Genomic DNA, 16,633 nt, shown 5'->3' on the forward strand with positions numbered 1-16,633 from the left:
AAGGAGAGGCCGGAGTCAGGCCGAGGCGGGCGTCAGGCGGAGGCGACAGCCTGATCGAGCTCGGCCGCGAGAGCACCGTCGACCCGGGCGTGCAGGTGGGTGCCCTCCGCCGTGTGCTCCTCGCTCAGCACCTCGCCGCTGATGTGGGCGCGGTGCACGAGGTCGCCGCGCTGGTACGGCACCACGACGTCGACCTCGATCGCCGGCCGTGGCAGCAGCTCGGCGATCCGCTCCTGCAGCTCCTCGATGCCCTGTCCGGTCTTGGCCGAGACGGCGATCGCGTTCGGCGCTCTCGTCCGCAGCCGTGCGATGGTCTCGGGGGCGGCCAGGTCGGACTTGTTGAGCACGACGAGCTCGGGCAGCTCCGAGACGCCCTCGATGTCACGGAGGGTGTCCCGGACAGCGCTCAGCTGTCCCTCCGGATCGGGGTGCGAGGCGTCGACGACGTGCACCACCACGTCGGAGCCGGCGACCTCCTCGAGGGTGGAGCGGAACGCCTCGACGAGCTGGGTGGGGAGGTTCCGCACGAAGCCGACCGTGTCGGCGAGGGTGTACTGCCGACCGTCCGGGGTCTCCGAGCGGCGGACCGTGGGGTCCAGCGTGGCGAACAGCGCGTTCTGCACGAGCACCCCGGCGCCCGTGAGCCGGTTGAGCAGCGAGGACTTGCCGGCGTTCGTGTAGCCCACGATCGCGACCGAGGGCACCGCACCCGTGCGCCGCGAGTGGCGCTGCTCGGCGCGCGCGGGCGCCATGTCGCGGATCTGCCGGCGAAGCTTGGACATCCGGGTGCGGATGCGACGGCGGTCGAGCTCGATCTTCGTCTCACCAGGACCACGCGAGCCCATGCCCGCACCTCCGGCGGCCACCCGACCACCGGCCTGCCGGGACATCGAGTCACCCCACCCGCGCAGGCGCGGCAGCAGGTACTCGAGCTGGGCGAGCTCGACCTGCGCCTTGCCCTCGCGGGACTTGGCGTGCTGAGCGAAGATGTCGAGGATCAGCGCCGTCCGGTCGATCACCTTGACCTTGACGACATCCTCGAGCCCGCGTCGCTGGGAGGGTGCGAGCTCGGTGTCGACCACCACGGTGTCGGCGCCGGTCGCGGCGACGACGTCGGCGAGCTCTGCCGCCTTGCCCGACCCGAGATACGTCCCAGGGTCAGGCTGATGACGACGCTGCAGGACGCCGTCGAGCACCTCGGACCCTGCGGTCTCGGCGAGGGCTGCGAGCTCCCGGAGCGAGACCTCGGCCGCCTCGGTCACCGCAGGCCCGCTGCCGCTGAAGATGCCGACGAGCACGACCTTCTCCAGCCGCAGCTGTCGGTACTCGACCTCGGTGACGTCGCTGAGCTCGGTGGAGAGGCCGCCCACGCGCTGGAGCGCGGTGCGCTCCTCGACATCCAGCTGTTCGCCGTCGTAGTCGCTGTGACCAGCGGTGGACTCGTCCTGCAGCGCGGTGCCCGCGCGGGCGAGCACACGGGCGACGACGTCCTGAGCACGTCGATCCGCCTCAGAGATATCGGGTCGACCCGGTGCCACGCCCGCCTCCGTGCGCCTGCGGGTGGGTGTCGGGTCAGCCAATGGAGCTCCTTGCGTGGAACGAGTGAGGGAGATGCGAGTTCCACTGTGACACGTGTCGCCGCCGGCAGCACAGCGATTTCGCCCAGGGAGCAGCGCCGTCTCGCGCGTCTAGGCTGTCGCGCGGTGTCTCACTACTTCTCCTCCGACTCCCCCGGCGCCTCCGCGCCCCGGGAGATCGACGTCGTGCTCCGCGGTCGCCCGATGAGGGTCACCACCGATCGTGGCGTGTTCTCGGGTGATCGCCTCGACCCGGGCACGTCGGTGCTGCTCGGCGAGGTCCCGGCTCCGCCCGCGAACGGTACGTTCCTGGACCTGGGGTGCGGGTGGGGCCCGATCGCCCTCTCGCTGGCCGCCGCTGCCCCCGACGCGCGGGTGCTGGCGGTGGACGTGAACCCGCGCGCACTCGAGCTGACCGCCCGGAACGCTTCGGCGCAGGGCCTGTCGGTCGAGGTGTTCCAGCCCTCGGCGCTGCTGGCAGCGGAGCCCGACCTCACGCTCGATCTGATCTGGTCGAACCCGCCGATCCGGGTGGGCAAGGAGATCCTGCACGAGATGCTGCGCACCTGGTTGCCACGGTTGGCTCCCGACGGCGTCGCTCACCTCGTGGTGAGCAAGAACCTGGGCGCCGACTCGCTCCAGCGCTGGATCTCGACCGAGCTCGGTCAGCCGGTCGAGCGCACCGCGAGCAGCAAGGGCTTCCGCGTCCTCGAGGTGGGCTCAGCGCGCTGAGCTGCCGTCCTTGCGGCGCGGCCCTGCGCGCAGGTGCGCACGTTCGCCCTCCTTGCCGAACAGGCTGAGGAACTCCACGGCGTCCCCGTCGGCCGGGCCGAGCCAGTGCGGCACGCGGGTGTCGAACTCGGCGGCCTCCCCCGCCGTGAGCACCAGGTCGTGCTCACCGAGCAGCAGCCGCAACCTGCCGTCGAGCACGTAGATCCACTCGTAGCCGGTGTGGGTCTGGAGCGTGGGCTCACCAGGGCGGGCGTCGCCCTCGAGCAGGACCTTGAACGCCTGTATCCCGTCGGCGCGCTGGCTCAGCGGCACCATCGTCATGCCGTGCTGGCTCACCGGCCGCAGGTGCACACGCGGGTCGCCAGTAGGTGGAGCGTCGACCAGGTCGTCGAGCGTGACGCCGTGGCTGCGGGCGAGCGGGAGCAGCAGCTCGAGCGTCGGCTTGCGCCCTCCGGACTCCAGCCGGGAGAGCGTGCTGACGGAGATGCCGGTCTGCTCGGCGAGCTGTGCGAGCGTCACGTCCCGCTGCTGGCGTAGGGCGCGCAGCCTCGGTCCGACGCCGGCGAGCTCACGGTCGTTGTCCATGCACCCATCTTGCCATCTCGGCAACGAGGTTTGCTCACCGTCGTCGGGCGTCGCATGATCGGGCCATGACGACGACTGCCACTCTCCCTGACCTGCTCGACTCCGTGGTGATCGGCGGCGGTGCCGCCGGTCTCGCCGGTGCCATCACGCTCGCACGCTCGCGCCGCTCGGTGCTGGTGGTCGACAGCGGCGCACCACGCAACGCGCCCGCCGACGGCGTGCACGCACTCCTGGGGCACGAGGGCATCGCCCCGGCCGAGCTGCTCGCGCGTGGCCGCGCCGAGCTCGCCGGCTACGGCGGCCGGCTGCTCGAGGCACAGGTGAGCGCGGTGAGCGGCTCCGAGGGTGACTTCACGGTCGCGCTGGCGGATGGTCGCTCGGTCCGCGCGCGGCGGGTCCTGGTGACGACAGGGCTCCTCGACGAGCTGCCCGACGTCCCGGGAGTGGCGGAGCAGTGGGGTCACGGCGTGGTGCACTGCCCTTACTGCCACGGCTGGGAGGTGCGTGACCGGACCATCGCCGTGCTGGGCACGAGCCCGAACTCGGTGCACCAGGCGCTGCTGTTCAGCCAGCTGAGCGATCGGGTCACGCTCGTGGTGCACGTGGCCGACGTCGTGAACGACGAGCAGCGCGCCCAGCTGGCCGCCAGCGGCGTCGAGGTGCTCGACGCCCGGGTGGCGGCGCTCGAGAGCGCCGACGGCGAGATCACCGGGATGCGACTGGCCGACGGCGCCCTGCGCCCCTGCGAGGTCGTGGTCGTGGCGACCCGCATGGTGGCGCGCACCGGCTTCCTGGCACCGCTGGGTCTCTTGCCCGTGGCACATCCGTCGGGCATGGGTGAGCACCTGCAGGCGGATACCACGGGCCGGACCGCGGTGCCGGGCGTGTGGGCAGCGGGGAACGTCGCGGACCTGTCGGCGCAGGTCGGCGCTGCCGCCGCCGCGGGCACGATGGCGGGCGCGCAGATCAACGCCGACCTCGTGATGGAACGGGCGCGAACAGCGCTCGCGTGAGCCTCGCCGTCAGGGCAGCGGGGCGATCTCACCGACGAGCTCGGCGGGGCCGGTCAGCTCGACGCTCTTGTTGGCCTGGATGACGACGCGCAGCTGACCGCCAGGGACCAGCACCACCCAGTCGTTGGGAGCACCCGCGCCGAACCAGTGGCGGGTGGCGACGGCGGCCGCGCACGCCCCGGTGCCGCACGAGAGCGTCTCGCCCACACCCCGCTCGTGCACGCGCATCTTGACGACGCCGACCTTCTCGGTGCCGACGACCTCACCCTCCTCGTCGACGATCTCGACCTCACGCTCCCCGAGCGGGACGACGATCTCGACGTTCGTGCCTTCTTCGCCATGCGGGTCGACCTGCGGCGCCACCGAGAAGTCCACCGCCTCCAGCAGGTCGAGGTCATCGAGCGCGATCACGGTGTGCGGGTTGGGCATCTCGATCCGCAGGCCCGGCCGAGGCTCGTCGAGACCCGCGAGCACGACGGTGGCATCGAAGCCCTTCGCCAGCGCTGACCGACCGCCCGTGGCCGACCACGTGCCCATGTCGACGGCGTACTCGTCCAGCTCCTTGCGCACCGTCAGGGTGCCGGCACGGGTGGCGATCTGGGTGCTCGCGCCGTCCTCGAGCCTCAGCAGTCCCTGCTGCTCGAGGTAGGCGACGTAGACCCGGATGCCGTTGCCGCACATCTGCGCGATCGAGCCGTCGCCGTTGCGGTAGTCCATGAACCACTCGGCGGCCTCGGCCTGCTCGGCCACCTCGGGCACGACGGCGGTGCGCACGGCCCGGATCACGCCGTCCGCACCGATGCCGGTGTGCCTGTCAGCGACGGCGATCAGCTCGGGCTCGGTGAGCGACTCGGTGCCCTCGGGGTCGGCGTACAGGAGGAAGTCGTTGCCGGTGCCGTGGCCCTTGACGAAGGTGCGCGCGAGGGTCATGGGATCAGCGTACGGGCGCGCGCGAGCAGGTCGTCGCCAGGGCTCAGCCAGTGGATGCGCGCGTCGCGGCGGAACCAGGTGAGCTGGCGGCGCGCGAGCTGCCGGGTGGCGATCACCGTGGCCTCGACGGCCTCGTCCAGTGTCGCCTCACCGGTGAGCACCGATCGCGCCTGCGCATACCCCACCGCTCGTGAGGCGGTGCGGGGCGGCACCATGCCGGCGGCCACCAGCGCCTCGGTCTCCTCGAGGAGTCCGCCGGCGAATATCGAGCGCGCGCGTGCGGCGATCCGCTCCGTGAGCTCGGGGCGGGGCACGTCGATCGCGATCTGGGTCGTGGGGATCGCAGCGACCGGCTGCTGGGGCTGGGACGCGGCGAACGGCTTTCCGGTCAGCCGCACCACCTCCAGGGCGCGCACGACGCGGCGGGGGTTGCGGCGGTCGATGGTGGCGGCGGCCTGGGGGTCCAGCGAGGCGAGCTCGTCGTGGAGCAGCCCCGGCCCCTCGGTCTCGAGCCGGGCCTCGAGCTCGGAGCGCAGCGCGGCATCGGTCTCGGGAAAGGTCATCTCGTCGAGCAGCGCGCGGACGTAGAGGCCGGATCCCCCGACCACGATCGGGACCCTCCCGCGCGACTGGATCGCGGCAACATCCGCGCGCGCGGCCTCCTGGTATGCGGCGACGGCAGCATCCTCGGTGACGTCGAGCACGTCGATCTGGTGATGCCCGATCCCCCGGCGCTCCTCGACCGGTGTCTTCGCGGTGCCGATGTCCATGCCTCGGTAGAGCTGCATCGCGTCGGCGTTGACGATCTCGCCGCCGAGCGCCTCCGCCAGGGCGAGGCCGAGATCGGACTTGCCGGACGCCGTCGCCCCGACGACCGCGATCACCTGTGCTGCACTCACGCTCGCGAACCTACCGGGCGGCAGCGACCTAGACTGGCGAGCGATGTCCGAGCCAGCCGAGTCCGCCGACGACGCCGAGATCGACCAGCACGAGGTGCGGCCGGTGGACCAGAAGCGGCTGCTGGAGTGGCTCAAGCGCGCCAACCAGCGCCACTTCATCAGCAGCGAGGGCGCCGTCGGCGGGGTCTGGAGCGGCGCGCTGTTCACCTTCGCCATCGCCGGCAAGGGCGGCGTGCTGCAGATCCGCGGCCAGCTCACCCGACCGATCGCGATCGAGCGCCGCGAGGAGATGATCGCGCTGATCAACGACCGGCACAGCCGCTCCGCATGGCCGAAGTGCTTTCTCATGGTGCTCGACGACGGCTCGATGCGACTCGCCGCCGACACCGCCTCCTCGATCGCGCACGGCATGTCGGAACGGCAGCTGGAGCGCGCGATGAGAACCGGGTTGAGCGCGGCATTGAGCGCGTTCGCCGAGCTCAACGCCCGCTACCCCGACCCGTTGGCCACCGCACCGGAGGGACTGGCATGACCGACCCCGCCGGCCTCCCCAGCACCTCGGACCTGCCGCAGGGCGTGAGCATCACGCGGATCGCCGGCCTGCTCGTGCCCGACGGCTGGACCCTCGACGATGCCGGCGCCCTCCGGCGCCGCTGGCCACAGCTGGAGATCGCGATCACGATGCAGAGCACCGACGGCGTGCTGCTGCTGTTCCGCGGCTCGCACGTGGGTGCGCCGATCCCGCTCGAGCGCCGCCGGGCGGTCGAGGCGTTCGCCAACGACTGGCACCGCAGCCGGATCTGGCCCACGATCGCCGTCAGCACCACCGAGAGCGCCGTCGTGATGCAGACGCACCTGGGTGTCGACGTGACCGCAGGGCTGACCACCGCGCAGCTGGACGACTACCTGCGGATCGGGATCGGCACCACGCACCAGTTCTTCGCGACGGCGGCCGAGAGCGCCATCCTGCCGAGCCTGCCCGAGACGGGCGGGGCGTCAGCGGACCCGGAGGCCGGGTAGCCCGAGCGAGACCGGCTTCGGTCCTGCGGGCTGGGGTGAGGCGGCCTCGCGCTCGGCCTGCTCACGTGCGTCGGCCTTGGCCTCGTAGGCATCACCCGAGCGGGTGCGCCGCAGTGCGAAGGTGCCGCCCTGCACGCCGGAGTCCGCGATGAGGTGGTGCGGTGCGCTGCGGGTGACCTGCGCCGTGACCATGTCGCCGGGGCGCGGGGCGGGGCCGTCCCAGCCCTGCGGGATGCCGACGTGCACGAGCCGGTTGTCGGGTGCGCGGCCGCTGACGCGACGGGTCGCGCCGTCCTTGCGCCCCTCGGACTCGCCGAGCAGCACCTCGACGGTCCTGCCCACCTGTGCGGCGTTCTCCTCGCCGCTGATCCGCTCCTGCAGCGCGACGAGACGGCCGTAGCGCTCGGCCATCACCTCGGCGGGGATCTCCGGCAGGTCGGCGGCGGGGGTGCCGGGCCGGGGCGAGTACTGGAACGTGAAGGCCGAGGCGAACCGGGAGGCCTCGACGACGTCGAGGGTCGCCTGGAAGTCCTCCTCGGTCTCGCCGGGGAAGCCCACGATGATGTCGGTGGTGATCGCGGCGTCGGGCATCTGGGCGCGGACGCGGTCGAGGATGCCGAGGAAGCGCTCGCTGCGGTAGGAGCGGCGCATCGCTCGCAGGATCCGGTCGGAGCCGGACTGCAGCGGCATGTGCAGCGTCGGCATCACGTTGGGCGTCGCTGCCATGGCGTCGATGACGTCGTCGGTGAACGCGGCCGGGTGCGGTGAGGTGAACCGCACCCGCTCCAGGCCCTCGATGTTCCCGCAGGCGCGCAACAGCTTCGCGAACGCCGCCCGGTCCCCGAACCCGACGCCGTAGGAGTTCACGTTCTGGCCGAGCAGCGTGACCTCGCAGGCGCCCTCGGCGACGACGGCCTTGACCTCGGCGAGGACGTCGCCGGGCCGGCGGTCACGCTCCTTGCCGCGCAGGTGCGGGACGATGCAGAAGGTGCAGGTGTTGTTGCAGCCGACCGAGATCGACACCCAGGCGGCATAGGCGCTCTCGCGCCGGGTGGGCAGCGTCGAGGGGAAGACCTTGAGCGACTCCTCGAGCTCGACCTGTGCCTCGCCGTTGTGACGGGCGCGCTCGAGCAGCACCGGGAGCACGTCGATGTTGTGGGTGCCGAACACGACATCCACGTACGGAGCGCGCTCGACGATGCCGGCCTTGTCCTGCTGGGCCAGGCAGCCGCCGACGGCGATCTGGAGCCCTGGGCGCTGCTTCTTCAGGCTGGCGAGCTGGCCGAGGTTGCCGTAGAGGCGGTCGGAGGCGTTCTCGCGGACGGCGCAGGTGTTGATGACGACGACGTCCGCACCGGCGGCCTCGCCGAGCAGCGACCCGGCGCCCGAGGTGTCGGCCTGGACGTACCCGGCGTCCTCGAGCAGACCGGACATCCGCTCCGAGTCGTGGGCGTTCATCTGGCAGCCCAAGGTCCGCACCATGTAGGTGCGCGCAGTCGTCGGGGTCGTTGCGGGGGCCGTCACGATCCGCGATTCTACGTGTGCTGGCCGCGTGCTCGACGGTGCGCCCGGCGCCCGGTGATCGGCGGTTGTCCGGCCGGTCTGATCGTGTCCGTTCTGTGACCAGTACGCATGACTCACGAAACAACGAGGAGATAGGTTGCAGGACATGTCAGTCGAAGACGTGACGCCCGTCACCGATGCTCCGGACGACCGGTTCCCGGAGCCGACGCCGGACCCGCTCATCGTCCTCAGCGATGTGCAGAAGCACTTCGGTGACCTGCACGTGCTGCGGGACATCGAGCTCACGGTGCACAAGGGCGAGGTTGTCGTGGTGCTGGGGCCCTCAGGCTCGGGCAAGTCCACCCTCTGCCGGGCGATCAACCGCCTGGAGCCGATCGACGAAGGACAGATCACCCTCGACGGCGAGCCGCTGCCCCTGGAGGGCAAGGCGCTGGCCCGGCTGCGCGCCGACGTCGGCATGGTGTTCCAGTCCTTCAACCTGTTCGCGCACAAGACGATCCTCGAGAACATCACGCTCGGCCCGATCAAGGTGAAGAAGGTCAAGCCGGCGCAGGCGAAGGAGCAGGCGATGGCGCTGCTCGAGCGGGTCGGCGTGGCGAATCAGGCCGACAAGCTCCCGGCGCAGCTCTCCGGCGGTCAGCAGCAGCGGGTGGCCATCGCGCGGGCGCTGGCCATGCAGCCCAAGGCGATCTTGTTCGACGAGCCCACCTCGGCGCTCGACCCCGAGATGGTCAACGAGGTCCTCGACGTCATGGTGGCCCTCGCCAAGGAGGGCATGACGATGATCGTGGTGACCCACGAGATGGGGTTCGCGCGCAAGGCAGCGGACCGCGTCATCTTCATGTCCGACGGGCAGATCGTCGAGGAGGCCGACCCAGAGTCGTTCTTCACCAACCCGCAGAGCGACCGGGCCAAGGACTTCCTCGGCAAGATCCTGACTCACTGATTCTCATCAGACGAACCGCAACAGAAGGAGACAACATGCGGAGATCACGACTGACCATGGTGGCGGGCGTGCTCGCTGTCGGCGCACTTGCGCTCGCGGGCTGCCAGGCTGAGCCTGGTGGCGGCGACGGCGACACCGGCGGCGAGAACACCGGCGGCAACGAGGAGACCGATGGTGGCGATGGTGGTGGCGAGGGCCTGACCATCGGCATCAAGTATGACCAGCCGGGCCTCGGGTTCAAGGACGGCGACACGTTCACCGGTTTCGACGTCGACGTGGCGACCTACGTGGCGGAGAAGCTCGGCTACTCGGCCGATCAGATCACCTTCGTCGAGGCACAGTCGGCGAACCGCGAGACGATGCTCGAGAACGAGCAGGTCGACATGATCTTCGCGACCTACTCGATCACCGACACGCGCGACGAGGTCGTGGACTTCGCCGGCCCGTACTTCGTCGCCGGCCAGGACCTGCTGATCCGGTCCGAGGATGCGGGCGACATCACCGGCCCGGAGAGCCTCGACGGCCGGAACCTCTGCTCGGTGTCCGGCTCCACCTCGGCCCAGCGCGTCAAGGACGAGTACGCCGAGGGCACCCAGCTCGTCGAGGTGGGCGGCTACTCCGAGTGCATCCTGCAGCTGATCCAAGGCACCGTCGACGCGGTCACGACCGACGACATCATCCTGGCCGGACTGGCCGCCGACGAGGGCAGCGGTGCGCTGCAGGTCGTGGGCGCACCGTTCTCCGAGGAGAACTACGGCGTGGGTCTGCCCCCGGGCAGCCCGCTCTGCGAGGACGTCAACGCCGCGATCCAGGAGATGTTCGACGACGGGGCGTGGGAGGCCGCGGTCGAGGCGAACACGGAGGGAACCGGCTACACGCCGAACGCGGACCTCAACCCGCCCACGCTGCGGGAGTGCGAGGCCTGAGCTAGCGAATCGGTGGCGGCCGCAGCCCTGCGGTCGCCACCGTTCCGCTGAGACGTTGATGAGGATCGAGGAGAGCGTTGGCTGACTTCCTGACGGTGCTGTCCGAGTACGACATCGCCGGCGCCTACTGGGTGAACATCAAGCTCACCTTCTTCGCCGGGATCTTCGCACTCGTGCTCGGCACCATCCTGGCGATGTTCCGCATCAGCCCGGTGCCGTCGCTCAACTTCGCCGGATCCACCTACGTCAACATCCTGCGCAACACCCCGCTGACGATCATCATCGTCTTCGGCATCGCCGTCCTGTGGCCGGTGCTCAAGGTCGAGTTCTCCGACGTCTTTGCCGTGAACTTCTTCTGGTTGGGCGTCCTCGGCCTCACCGTGTACCACGCCGCATTCTTCTGCGAGGCGCTGCGCTCCGGCGTGAACACGGTCCCTGCCGGGCAAGCCGAGGCGGCCCGCGCGATCGGTCTCCCGTTCCTGGACTCCGCAAGGCTCGTGATCCTGCCGCAGGCGTTCCGGGGAGCGATCGCTCCCCTCGGCAACGTGGTGATCGCTCTGATCAAGAACACGACCGTCGTCGCCGCAGGGTCGGTCGCGGAGATCTCCATCCTGATGCGCGAGATGGTGGAGAACGAGAGCAACTATGTGTATCTGATCTTCCTGACCGTGGCCGTCGGCTTCGTGATCATCGTGGTGCCGGTGGGATTGCTGGCGACCTATCTCTCCAAGCGGCTGGCGGTGTCCCGATGAGCGCGCAGTCGGTCCTCTTCGATGCTCTCGGCCCTCGAGGCAAGCGGACGGCGACGATCATCAACATCGTCGGCGCAGCGCTGCTCGTGCTGTCCGTGGTGTTCCTCCTGATCAAGCTCAAAGACGCCGGGCAGCTGGCGGGCAACCTCTGGTCGAGCGCTCTCAGCGCCAACGCCTGGACGAACTACTACCTCCCAGGCCTTCAGAACACGCTGATCTCGGCCCTCTACGCCGTCGTCCTCGCGTTGTTGTTCGGACTTCTCTTCGGGGTCGGTCGGCTCTCCTCGAACCGTGCGATCCGCTGGTTCTGCGGCTTGGTGGTGGAGTTCTTCCGCGCAGTGCCTGTGCTGATCATGATGGTGGCGGCGGCGGCGATCGGCTACCTCATCGGCCTGGATCGCACCATCGTGCCGCTGGTGGCCGTCGTCGTGGCGCTGACTCTGTACAACGGCTCGGTGATCGCCGAGCTCGTTCGCAGCGGCGTGCACGGGCTGCCCAAGGGCCAGCGAGAGGCCGGCCTGGCGGTGGGTATGACTCGCGCCCAGTCCATCCGTTCGATCGAGCTCCCCCAGGCGCTGATCGCCATGCTCCCGTCGCTGGTGAGCCAGTTCGTGGTCATCCTCAAGGACTCGGCGCTGGGTCAGCTCATCCTGTACTCGGAGCTCCTCCGCTCTGCTCGTCTCCTCGGCAGCGGCGCGCCGTTCCCGATCCTGCAGACGCTCTTTGTCGCAGCACTCATCTTCATCGCCCTGAACTTCCTGCTGGGGTGGATCGCCCAGAAGCTCGCCAAGCGGCTCGGCAGTCGCACCTCGGGGCGCACCAATGCAAGGGCCCCCGGCGGTGGCGCGATCCAGATCGGTGCTGCCTCGGCCGCTCCCGGCGGTGTGCCTGGAGACGACACACCGTAATCCTCGTCTAGGCTCCGTCGCCCTCAGCCTTGAGCGCCTCGTCGATGACACGGTAGCTGAGGCCGGCGGGGTGCCCCTTGCGAGCGAGCATCGCAGCGAGGCGGCGCTTCTTGACCTCGGGCTCGAGCGTGCGCATGGAGCGCAGTCGCTTGTCGACGACGCGGCGTGCCGACTCCTCCTCGTCGTCGGGGTCGACGGACTCGAGCGCCTGCGCGGCCGTCTCGGTATCGATGCCCTTGCGCTTGAGCTCGACGGCGAGCGCTCGCCTGGCCAGGCCTCGCTCGGCCTGACGCGTGCGCACCAGCATCGCGGCGTACTCGGCGTCGTCGACGAGGCCGACCTCCTCGAACCTGTCGAGCACCTTCTCCGCCACCTCCGGCGGGACGTCCTTGCGCGCCATCGCCTCAGCGATCTGGGCGCGTGAGCGGGCCGAGTGATTGAGCTGGTTCAGGGCGACCGTGCGCGCCACCGACTCCGGATCGGGCTCGCCATCCACCGCGGCGGAACCGGCTGGGGGTGGCTCCTGACCGGGCATGCGTGCGCGGCGACGACGACGCTGCTCCGCCGACCGTCCACGCCCACCTGAGCGCGACCCGGCCATCGGTTCCTCCGGCGGCGCTGCCGGATCCACGGCGCCCTGGTCCGCAGTCCCCTGCGCGTCCGCGCGGTCCTCCGCGGCCTGGTGCGACGACTTGCGCGCCTGCGAGCGCGCGGCTGCGTTGCTGGCCGCTAGCTGCGTCGCGTGCTCGAGCGCTTCGCGCGCACGCTGCAGCCGTTGCTCGGGCGACTCACCGGTCCCCGAGCGCTCGTCGGGCTCAGACATCTGCGGCCCCGTCACTGCGTCGTCCTCAGCTCGCGTGTCGTTCGCGACCGCTGCCGGCAGTGGCGGCGCGCCTCGAGGTCACCCGAGGTGCGCCGACCACCATCAGCGATCGTCAGCAGCAGACTCTCAGAAGTCCACCGCAGCGGCCTTGGCCGGCTTGCCTGCCGGCTCGGCTTCCTCGGGCTTGACCTCGGGACGCACACCGATCCCGAGCTTGACCTTGATCTTCTCCTCGATCTCGAGAGCGAGATCGGGGTTGTCCTTGAGGAACGTGCGAGCGTTCTCCTTGCCCTGGCCGAGCTGGTCACCCTCATAGGTGTACCAAGCACCGGACTTGCGCACGATGCCGTGCTCGACGCCCAGGTCGATCAGGCTGCCCTCGCGGGAGATGCCGACGCCGTAGACGATGTCGAACTCGGCCTGCTTGAACGGCGGGGCCATCTTGTTCTTGACGACCTTGGCGCGGGTGCGGTTGGCGACCGCGTCGGTGCCATCCTTCAGCGTCTCGATGCGGCGCACGTCGATACGGACCGAGGCGTAGAACTTCAGCGCCTTGCCACCGGTGGTGGTCTCGGGCGAGCCGAAGAACACGCCGATCTTCTCGCGGAGCTGGTTGATGAAGATCGCGGTGGTGCCGGAGGCGGACAGCGCGCCGGTGATCTTGCGCAGCGCCTGCGACATCAGGCGCGCCTGCAGACCCACGTGCGAGTCACCCATCTCGCCCTCGATCTCGGCCTTGGGCACGAGCGCCGCGACCGAGTCGATGACGACGATGTCCAGCGCACCGGACCGGATCAGCATGTCCATGATCTCGAGCGCCTGCTCACCGGTGTCGGGCTGCGACACGAGCAGCGCATCGGTGTCGACGCCGAGCTTCTTGGCGTACTCGGGGTCGAGGGCGTGCTCGGCGTCGATGAACGCCGCGATGCCGCCGTTGCGCTGGGCGTTGGCGACGGCGTGCAGCGCCACCGTGGTCTTACCCGAGGACTCTGGGCCGTAGATCTCGACGACGCGGCCACGCGGCAAGCCGCCGATGCCGAGGGCGACGTCGAGGGCGATCGAACCGGTCGAGATGACCTCGACGGGCGGGCGGGTGTCATCGCCGAGGCGCATCACCGAGCCCTTCCCGAACTGGCGGTCGATCTGGCCGAGGGCAGCCTCGAGGGCCTTGGAGCGATCTGCGAGCGGAGTTGCCATGTGAGGTTCCTTCTTCTCGGGCTGTTGCGGTGCAACCGCCACCGGGCTGGGGCTGGTCTGGTTGTCGGGATACGCCCTCGCCGAGCGCTGACCCGTCAGTGACGCTATGTCCGACCACCGACATCCAGCTGAGCCGGCTACCCCGTACTGTGGATAGCGGCGCATCTGTCGTCACCTGTGGACACAGTAGCCGAACACGCGTTCTAAGCGCGGATGCCGTCCGCGACACGCCGAGCGCCGTACGCTCGAGCCGTGACCACACCGACCCCACCGGAGAAGTCACCCGCAGACGTGCCCGGGGTGCTCGGCGCCGTCGCCCATGGCGGTGCGCTGCTGCTCCGCGACCTCCTGCTCAACGGCGGCGTGCTGCTGTCGTTGGTCGTCGGCATCGGCGGCGTGCTCACCCGAACGCTGCCGTGGGTATGGCTCGGTCCGGTCATCGGGGTGGCTGGTCTCGTGGTCTCGTTCGCCGGTCACCGTGAGCGCGTCGTCCAGGGCCCCGACGGAGCGACCCGCCGCACGACATGGCCGTCCGGAGTCGTCTGGGCCGCCGCCATCGGCGTCCCGGTCATCTGCGTTCTCGCGATGGCGGCGATGTGGGGTCCTGGTCGATGACGGGCCTCCCCGAGGGCTCCCAGCGCACCGGACGTGAGTGACCCGACGTCGACCTCCCCACCGTCCTACAGTCGGAACGTGAGCGATGAGAGAGGTCCCGTGCCGGCGCAGGCCCTGCGTCGTCGCGCTCACCGCCAGCACTACGGCGGACGCTTCGCCGAGGCGTTGGACACCTACGCGCGTGCGGACGAGGAGAACGGCGACCCCGCATCTCTCAGCGATGTCGGCCGACTGGTGGAGGCGGCACGGATCCGGGCAGGGCAGTCGAGCTCGCACTGGGCTCGCGGCGAGGTCGCCGCAGCAGCGGCCCTCGCCGAGGAGTCGCGAGAGCTCGCCGAACGATGCGGGGATCATGCCGCCCTGGCCGATGCCCACGTCGCGATCGCATTGGTGTGTGCCGCCGTCGGGGATCGGTCCGGCAACGCGCACGCCTACGACGTCGCGCTCGCGCACGCCGCAGCCAGCGGCGAGCGCGACACCACGCTGCGGATCCTCACCAACGTCGGCTCGCAGCTCAACGAGGAGGGGCACCACGCCGCCGCGGTCGTGCGGCTCGAGCAGGCGCTCACGCTCATCGCCGGCGCCGCAGGCTCCGACGAGACCGCGCTGCTGGCCCCGCTCGCGCACCAGAACCTGGGCGAGGCGTATCTGGGCCAGGCCCGTATCGAGGAAGCGCTGCACGAGTTCGGGCTCGCCGAGGCGGGCTGGCTCCAGGCCGACGCGCCGATGCGCGCGCACGCCCTGCTGGGGATGGGCGAGGCCAACCGCCGCCAGGGCGTGCCCACACGGGCCGCCGCCGCCTACCGTGATGCGGTCGCGATCGCCGAGGTCACCGGATCCGCCCAGGTGCTGGTGCCTGCCCTTGCCGGGCTGAGCCGGACCCTCGTCGAGGACGCACCCGAGGGCGCCCAGCAGGCGCTGTCTCGCTGCCTCGCCACACCGGCTGCGCTCGGCGACGTCTCGGCCCGGCTCGCTGCCGGTTGGCTCGCCTTCCACGCCGACGACCTCGAGCACGCACTCCAGCACGCCCGCGAGGCGCAGGCGGAGGCGGGACGACGCCGCGATCCTGCCGGCCTCGCGGAGGCGCTGCAGCTGCACTCGCTGCTCGACCCTGGACGGGCGTCTGCCCGGCTCGCCGAGGCCCGCGAGCTGCTGATGTCCGTGGGCGACCCGATCGACTCTGCCATCAACGCGCTCATGGTCGCCAGGAACGGCCGCGACCGAGACGGTGAACGGGATGCCCGCCGTCGGCTGCACGCCCTCGGGGTCTCCGACGGCGTCACACGCATCGCCGGGCCGCTTCGCGCCCTCGGACCCACCCCGACGGCGGAGATCCAGATCCGCGTGCTCGGTCACCTCGCCGTGCTCCGACGAGGCCGACCGCTGCCGGTCTGGTCATGGCAGTCCCGCAAGTGCCGCGACGTCGTCAGGATCCTGGCCGCACATCCCCGCGGCATCGGGCGCGAGGCGCTCGCCGAGCTGCTCTGGCCCGGCGATCCTGGTGTCGGCGCCAGGCTCTCGGTCGTGCTGTCGACGCTGCGCACCCTGCTGAACCCGGATCGCAGCGGCACCGGTGCCCTCGTCGCGGACCGCAGCACGGTGAGATTCGATCTCGATCGCGTCGAGATCGACGCCGTCGAGCTGGAGCGGCGCGCCACGGCCGCGCTCAGGATGGTGAGCGATCCACGGTCCCGGATCGCCGCTCTCGAGGAGGTCGTCGCCGGCTACACGGGCGCGTTCGCCGAGGACGAGCCGTACGCCGACTGGGCCGCCCCTGTCCGAGCGCGCCTGGCTGCGCTCGCCGACGAGGTGCGCCGAAGGCTTGCGGACGAGCTGCTCGAGCTCGGCCGGCCCGCCGCCGCGGTCTCGTGGTACCTCGGCCTCGTCGCCGCGGACCCCTACGACGAGCCTTCCCGGCGCGGGCTGCTGCGCGCGCTGCACGCCGACCGGCGTCACGGGCAGGTACGTCGCTACTACGCCGACTACTGCGCGGCGATGGCCGAGCTCGACGTTCCGCCGGTGCCGCTGGCGGCGCTGCTGGAGCCGCCACCTGCCACCGCTCGCCGCGGGACCTGAAGGTTTCCCGAATCCTGGTGAGCGATGGTTCGGGGACCCCATCCCCTGCGAGGAGCGCATGTCGCCCGTGTCTCCCGGCCTCCGCCCGAGCCCGTACTTCGACCCGGTGT

The 16,633-nt window shown here is 70.6% G+C and carries 17 protein-coding genes; 10 read left to right on the forward strand and 7 right to left on the reverse strand.

Annotated elements, in window-relative coordinates; genetic code table 11:
- Positions 1-32 precede the first annotated feature (32 nt).
- A complete protein-coding gene (gene hflX / locus GPA03_RS07180) occupies positions 33-1,580 on the reverse strand; it encodes a GTPase HflX (protein WP_421958398.1) in 1,548 nt (515 codons plus the stop codon).
- 123 nt (positions 1,581-1,703) lie between these two features.
- On the opposite strand from hflX, the gene GPA03_RS07185 reads away from it, so the two are divergent.
- Positions 1,704-2,309, forward strand: coding sequence for a class I SAM-dependent methyltransferase (locus GPA03_RS07185; protein WP_241681114.1), 606 nt, complete (start codon positions 1,704-1,706; stop codon positions 2,307-2,309).
- On the opposite strand, the gene GPA03_RS07190 is transcribed toward GPA03_RS07185, so the two are convergent.
- Positions 2,298-2,894, reverse strand: coding sequence for a helix-turn-helix domain-containing protein (locus GPA03_RS07190; protein ID WP_156251213.1), 597 nt, complete (start codon positions 2,892-2,894; stop codon positions 2,298-2,300). The genes GPA03_RS07185 and GPA03_RS07190 overlap by 12 nt on opposite strands.
- Before the next feature lie 65 nt (positions 2,895-2,959).
- Here GPA03_RS07190 and GPA03_RS07195 point away from each other — a divergent pair, with 65 nt between their 5' ends.
- On the forward strand, positions 2,960-3,907 hold the full coding sequence (locus GPA03_RS07195) for an NAD(P)/FAD-dependent oxidoreductase (protein WP_156251214.1): 948 nt from the start codon (positions 2,960-2,962) through the stop codon (positions 3,905-3,907).
- Between the two features lie 9 nt (positions 3,908-3,916).
- Here GPA03_RS07195 and dapF read toward each other — a convergent pair whose 3' ends face one another.
- Positions 3,917-4,837: a diaminopimelate epimerase gene (gene dapF, locus GPA03_RS07200; protein WP_156251215.1), complete on the reverse strand. Its 921-nt coding sequence runs from the start codon at positions 4,835-4,837 to the stop codon at positions 3,917-3,919.
- The gene (gene miaA / locus GPA03_RS07205; RefSeq protein WP_241681115.1) at positions 4,834-5,736 is read right to left on the reverse strand and encodes a tRNA (adenosine(37)-N6)-dimethylallyltransferase MiaA; all 903 of its coding nucleotides are present in this window, start codon (positions 5,734-5,736) and stop codon (positions 4,834-4,836) included. The genes dapF and miaA overlap by 4 nt, the downstream gene beginning before the upstream one ends.
- 43 nt (positions 5,737-5,779) lie before the next feature.
- Here miaA and GPA03_RS07210 point away from each other — a divergent pair, with 43 nt between their 5' ends.
- On the forward strand, positions 5,780-6,268 hold the full coding sequence (locus tag GPA03_RS07210) for a type III secretion system chaperone family protein (RefSeq protein WP_156251217.1): 489 nt from the start codon (positions 5,780-5,782) through the stop codon (positions 6,266-6,268).
- Positions 6,265-6,756 (forward strand): YbjN domain-containing protein, encoded by a 492-nt coding sequence (locus tag GPA03_RS07215; RefSeq protein ID WP_156251218.1) that lies wholly within the window; start codon positions 6,265-6,267, stop codon positions 6,754-6,756. The genes GPA03_RS07210 and GPA03_RS07215 overlap by 4 nt, the downstream gene beginning before the upstream one ends.
- On the opposite strand, the gene miaB is transcribed toward GPA03_RS07215, so the two are convergent.
- Positions 6,733-8,238 carry a tRNA (N6-isopentenyl adenosine(37)-C2)-methylthiotransferase MiaB gene (gene miaB / locus GPA03_RS07220; protein ID WP_241681148.1) on the reverse strand — a complete coding sequence of 502 codons (1,506 nt, stop codon included), beginning with the start codon at positions 8,236-8,238 and terminating at the stop codon, positions 6,733-6,735. The two genes, GPA03_RS07215 and miaB, sit on opposite strands and share 24 nt — an antisense overlap.
- Before the next feature lie 187 nt (positions 8,239-8,425).
- Here miaB and GPA03_RS07225 point away from each other — a divergent pair, with 187 nt between their 5' ends.
- The 4 genes from GPA03_RS07225 (at position 8,426) to GPA03_RS07240 (ending at position 11,812) form a co-directional block, all read left to right on the forward strand.
- A complete protein-coding gene (locus GPA03_RS07225; protein WP_156251220.1) occupies positions 8,426-9,226 on the forward strand; it encodes an amino acid ABC transporter ATP-binding protein in 801 nt (266 codons plus the stop codon).
- Positions 9,227-9,261: 35 nt separating this feature from the next.
- Complete coding sequence (locus GPA03_RS07230) at positions 9,262-10,152, forward strand: glutamate ABC transporter substrate-binding protein (RefSeq protein ID WP_156251221.1); 891 nt, start codon at positions 9,262-9,264, stop codon at positions 10,150-10,152.
- A 77-nt stretch (positions 10,153-10,229) separates the two neighbouring features.
- Positions 10,230-10,904: an amino acid ABC transporter permease gene (locus GPA03_RS07235; RefSeq protein WP_156251222.1), complete on the forward strand. Its 675-nt coding sequence runs from the start codon at positions 10,230-10,232 to the stop codon at positions 10,902-10,904.
- A complete protein-coding gene (locus tag GPA03_RS07240; protein WP_156251223.1) occupies positions 10,901-11,812 on the forward strand; it encodes an amino acid ABC transporter permease in 912 nt (303 codons plus the stop codon). Before GPA03_RS07235 ends, GPA03_RS07240 begins: the two co-directional genes overlap by 4 nt.
- A 7-nt stretch (positions 11,813-11,819) precedes the next feature.
- Here the strand turns inward: GPA03_RS07240 and GPA03_RS07245 are convergent, their stop codons facing one another.
- The gene (locus GPA03_RS07245) at positions 11,820-12,635 is read right to left on the reverse strand and encodes a regulatory protein RecX (protein ID WP_241681116.1); all 816 of its coding nucleotides are present in this window, start codon (positions 12,633-12,635) and stop codon (positions 11,820-11,822) included.
- Between the two features lie 126 nt (positions 12,636-12,761).
- Positions 12,762-13,832, reverse strand: a complete 1,071-nt coding sequence (gene recA, locus GPA03_RS07250) for a recombinase RecA (RefSeq protein WP_170296872.1) — start codon at positions 13,830-13,832, stop codon at positions 12,762-12,764.
- A 252-nt stretch (positions 13,833-14,084) separates the two neighbouring features.
- Here recA and GPA03_RS07255 point away from each other — a divergent pair, with 252 nt between their 5' ends.
- Complete coding sequence (locus GPA03_RS07255; protein WP_156251224.1) at positions 14,085-14,447, forward strand: hypothetical protein; 363 nt, start codon at positions 14,085-14,087, stop codon at positions 14,445-14,447.
- Positions 14,448-14,525: 78 nt separating this feature from the next.
- Positions 14,526-16,523 carry an AfsR/SARP family transcriptional regulator gene (locus GPA03_RS07260; protein ID WP_156251225.1) on the forward strand — a complete coding sequence of 666 codons (1,998 nt, stop codon included), beginning with the start codon at positions 14,526-14,528 and terminating at the stop codon, positions 16,521-16,523.
- Positions 16,524-16,633: the final 110 nt, after the last annotated feature.

This window comes from Pseudactinotalea terrae, from assembly GCF_009733845.1.
Classification (GTDB): domain Bacteria; phylum Actinomycetota; class Actinomycetes; order Actinomycetales; family Beutenbergiaceae; genus Pseudactinotalea; species Pseudactinotalea terrae.

Coding starts and splice junctions, on each gene's coding strand:
- GPA03_RS07210 (WP_156251217.1), top strand. CDS start 5,780: ATGTCCGAGCCAGCCGAGTCCGCCGACGACGCCGAGATCGACCAGCAC.
- GPA03_RS07245 (WP_241681116.1), bottom strand. CDS start 12,635: ATGTCTGAGCCCGACGAGCGCTCGGGGACCGGTGAGTCGCCCGAGCAA.
- GPA03_RS07225 (WP_156251220.1), top strand. CDS start 8,426: ATGTCAGTCGAAGACGTGACGCCCGTCACCGATGCTCCGGACGACCGG.
- GPA03_RS07230 (WP_156251221.1), top strand. CDS start 9,262: ATGCGGAGATCACGACTGACCATGGTGGCGGGCGTGCTCGCTGTCGGC.
- recA (WP_170296872.1), bottom strand. CDS start 13,832: ATGGCAACTCCGCTCGCAGATCGCTCCAAGGCCCTCGAGGCTGCCCTC.
- miaB (WP_241681148.1), bottom strand. CDS start 8,238: ATGGTGCGGACCTTGGGCTGCCAGATGAACGCCCACGACTCGGAGCGG.
- GPA03_RS07240 (WP_156251223.1), top strand. CDS start 10,901: ATGAGCGCGCAGTCGGTCCTCTTCGATGCTCTCGGCCCTCGAGGCAAG.
- GPA03_RS07195 (WP_156251214.1), top strand. CDS start 2,960: ATGACGACGACTGCCACTCTCCCTGACCTGCTCGACTCCGTGGTGATC.
- GPA03_RS07215 (WP_156251218.1), top strand. CDS start 6,265: ATGACCGACCCCGCCGGCCTCCCCAGCACCTCGGACCTGCCGCAGGGC.
- dapF (WP_156251215.1), bottom strand. CDS start 4,837: ATGACCCTCGCGCGCACCTTCGTCAAGGGCCACGGCACCGGCAACGAC.
- GPA03_RS07190 (WP_156251213.1), bottom strand. CDS start 2,894: ATGGACAACGACCGTGAGCTCGCCGGCGTCGGACCGAGGCTGCGCGCC.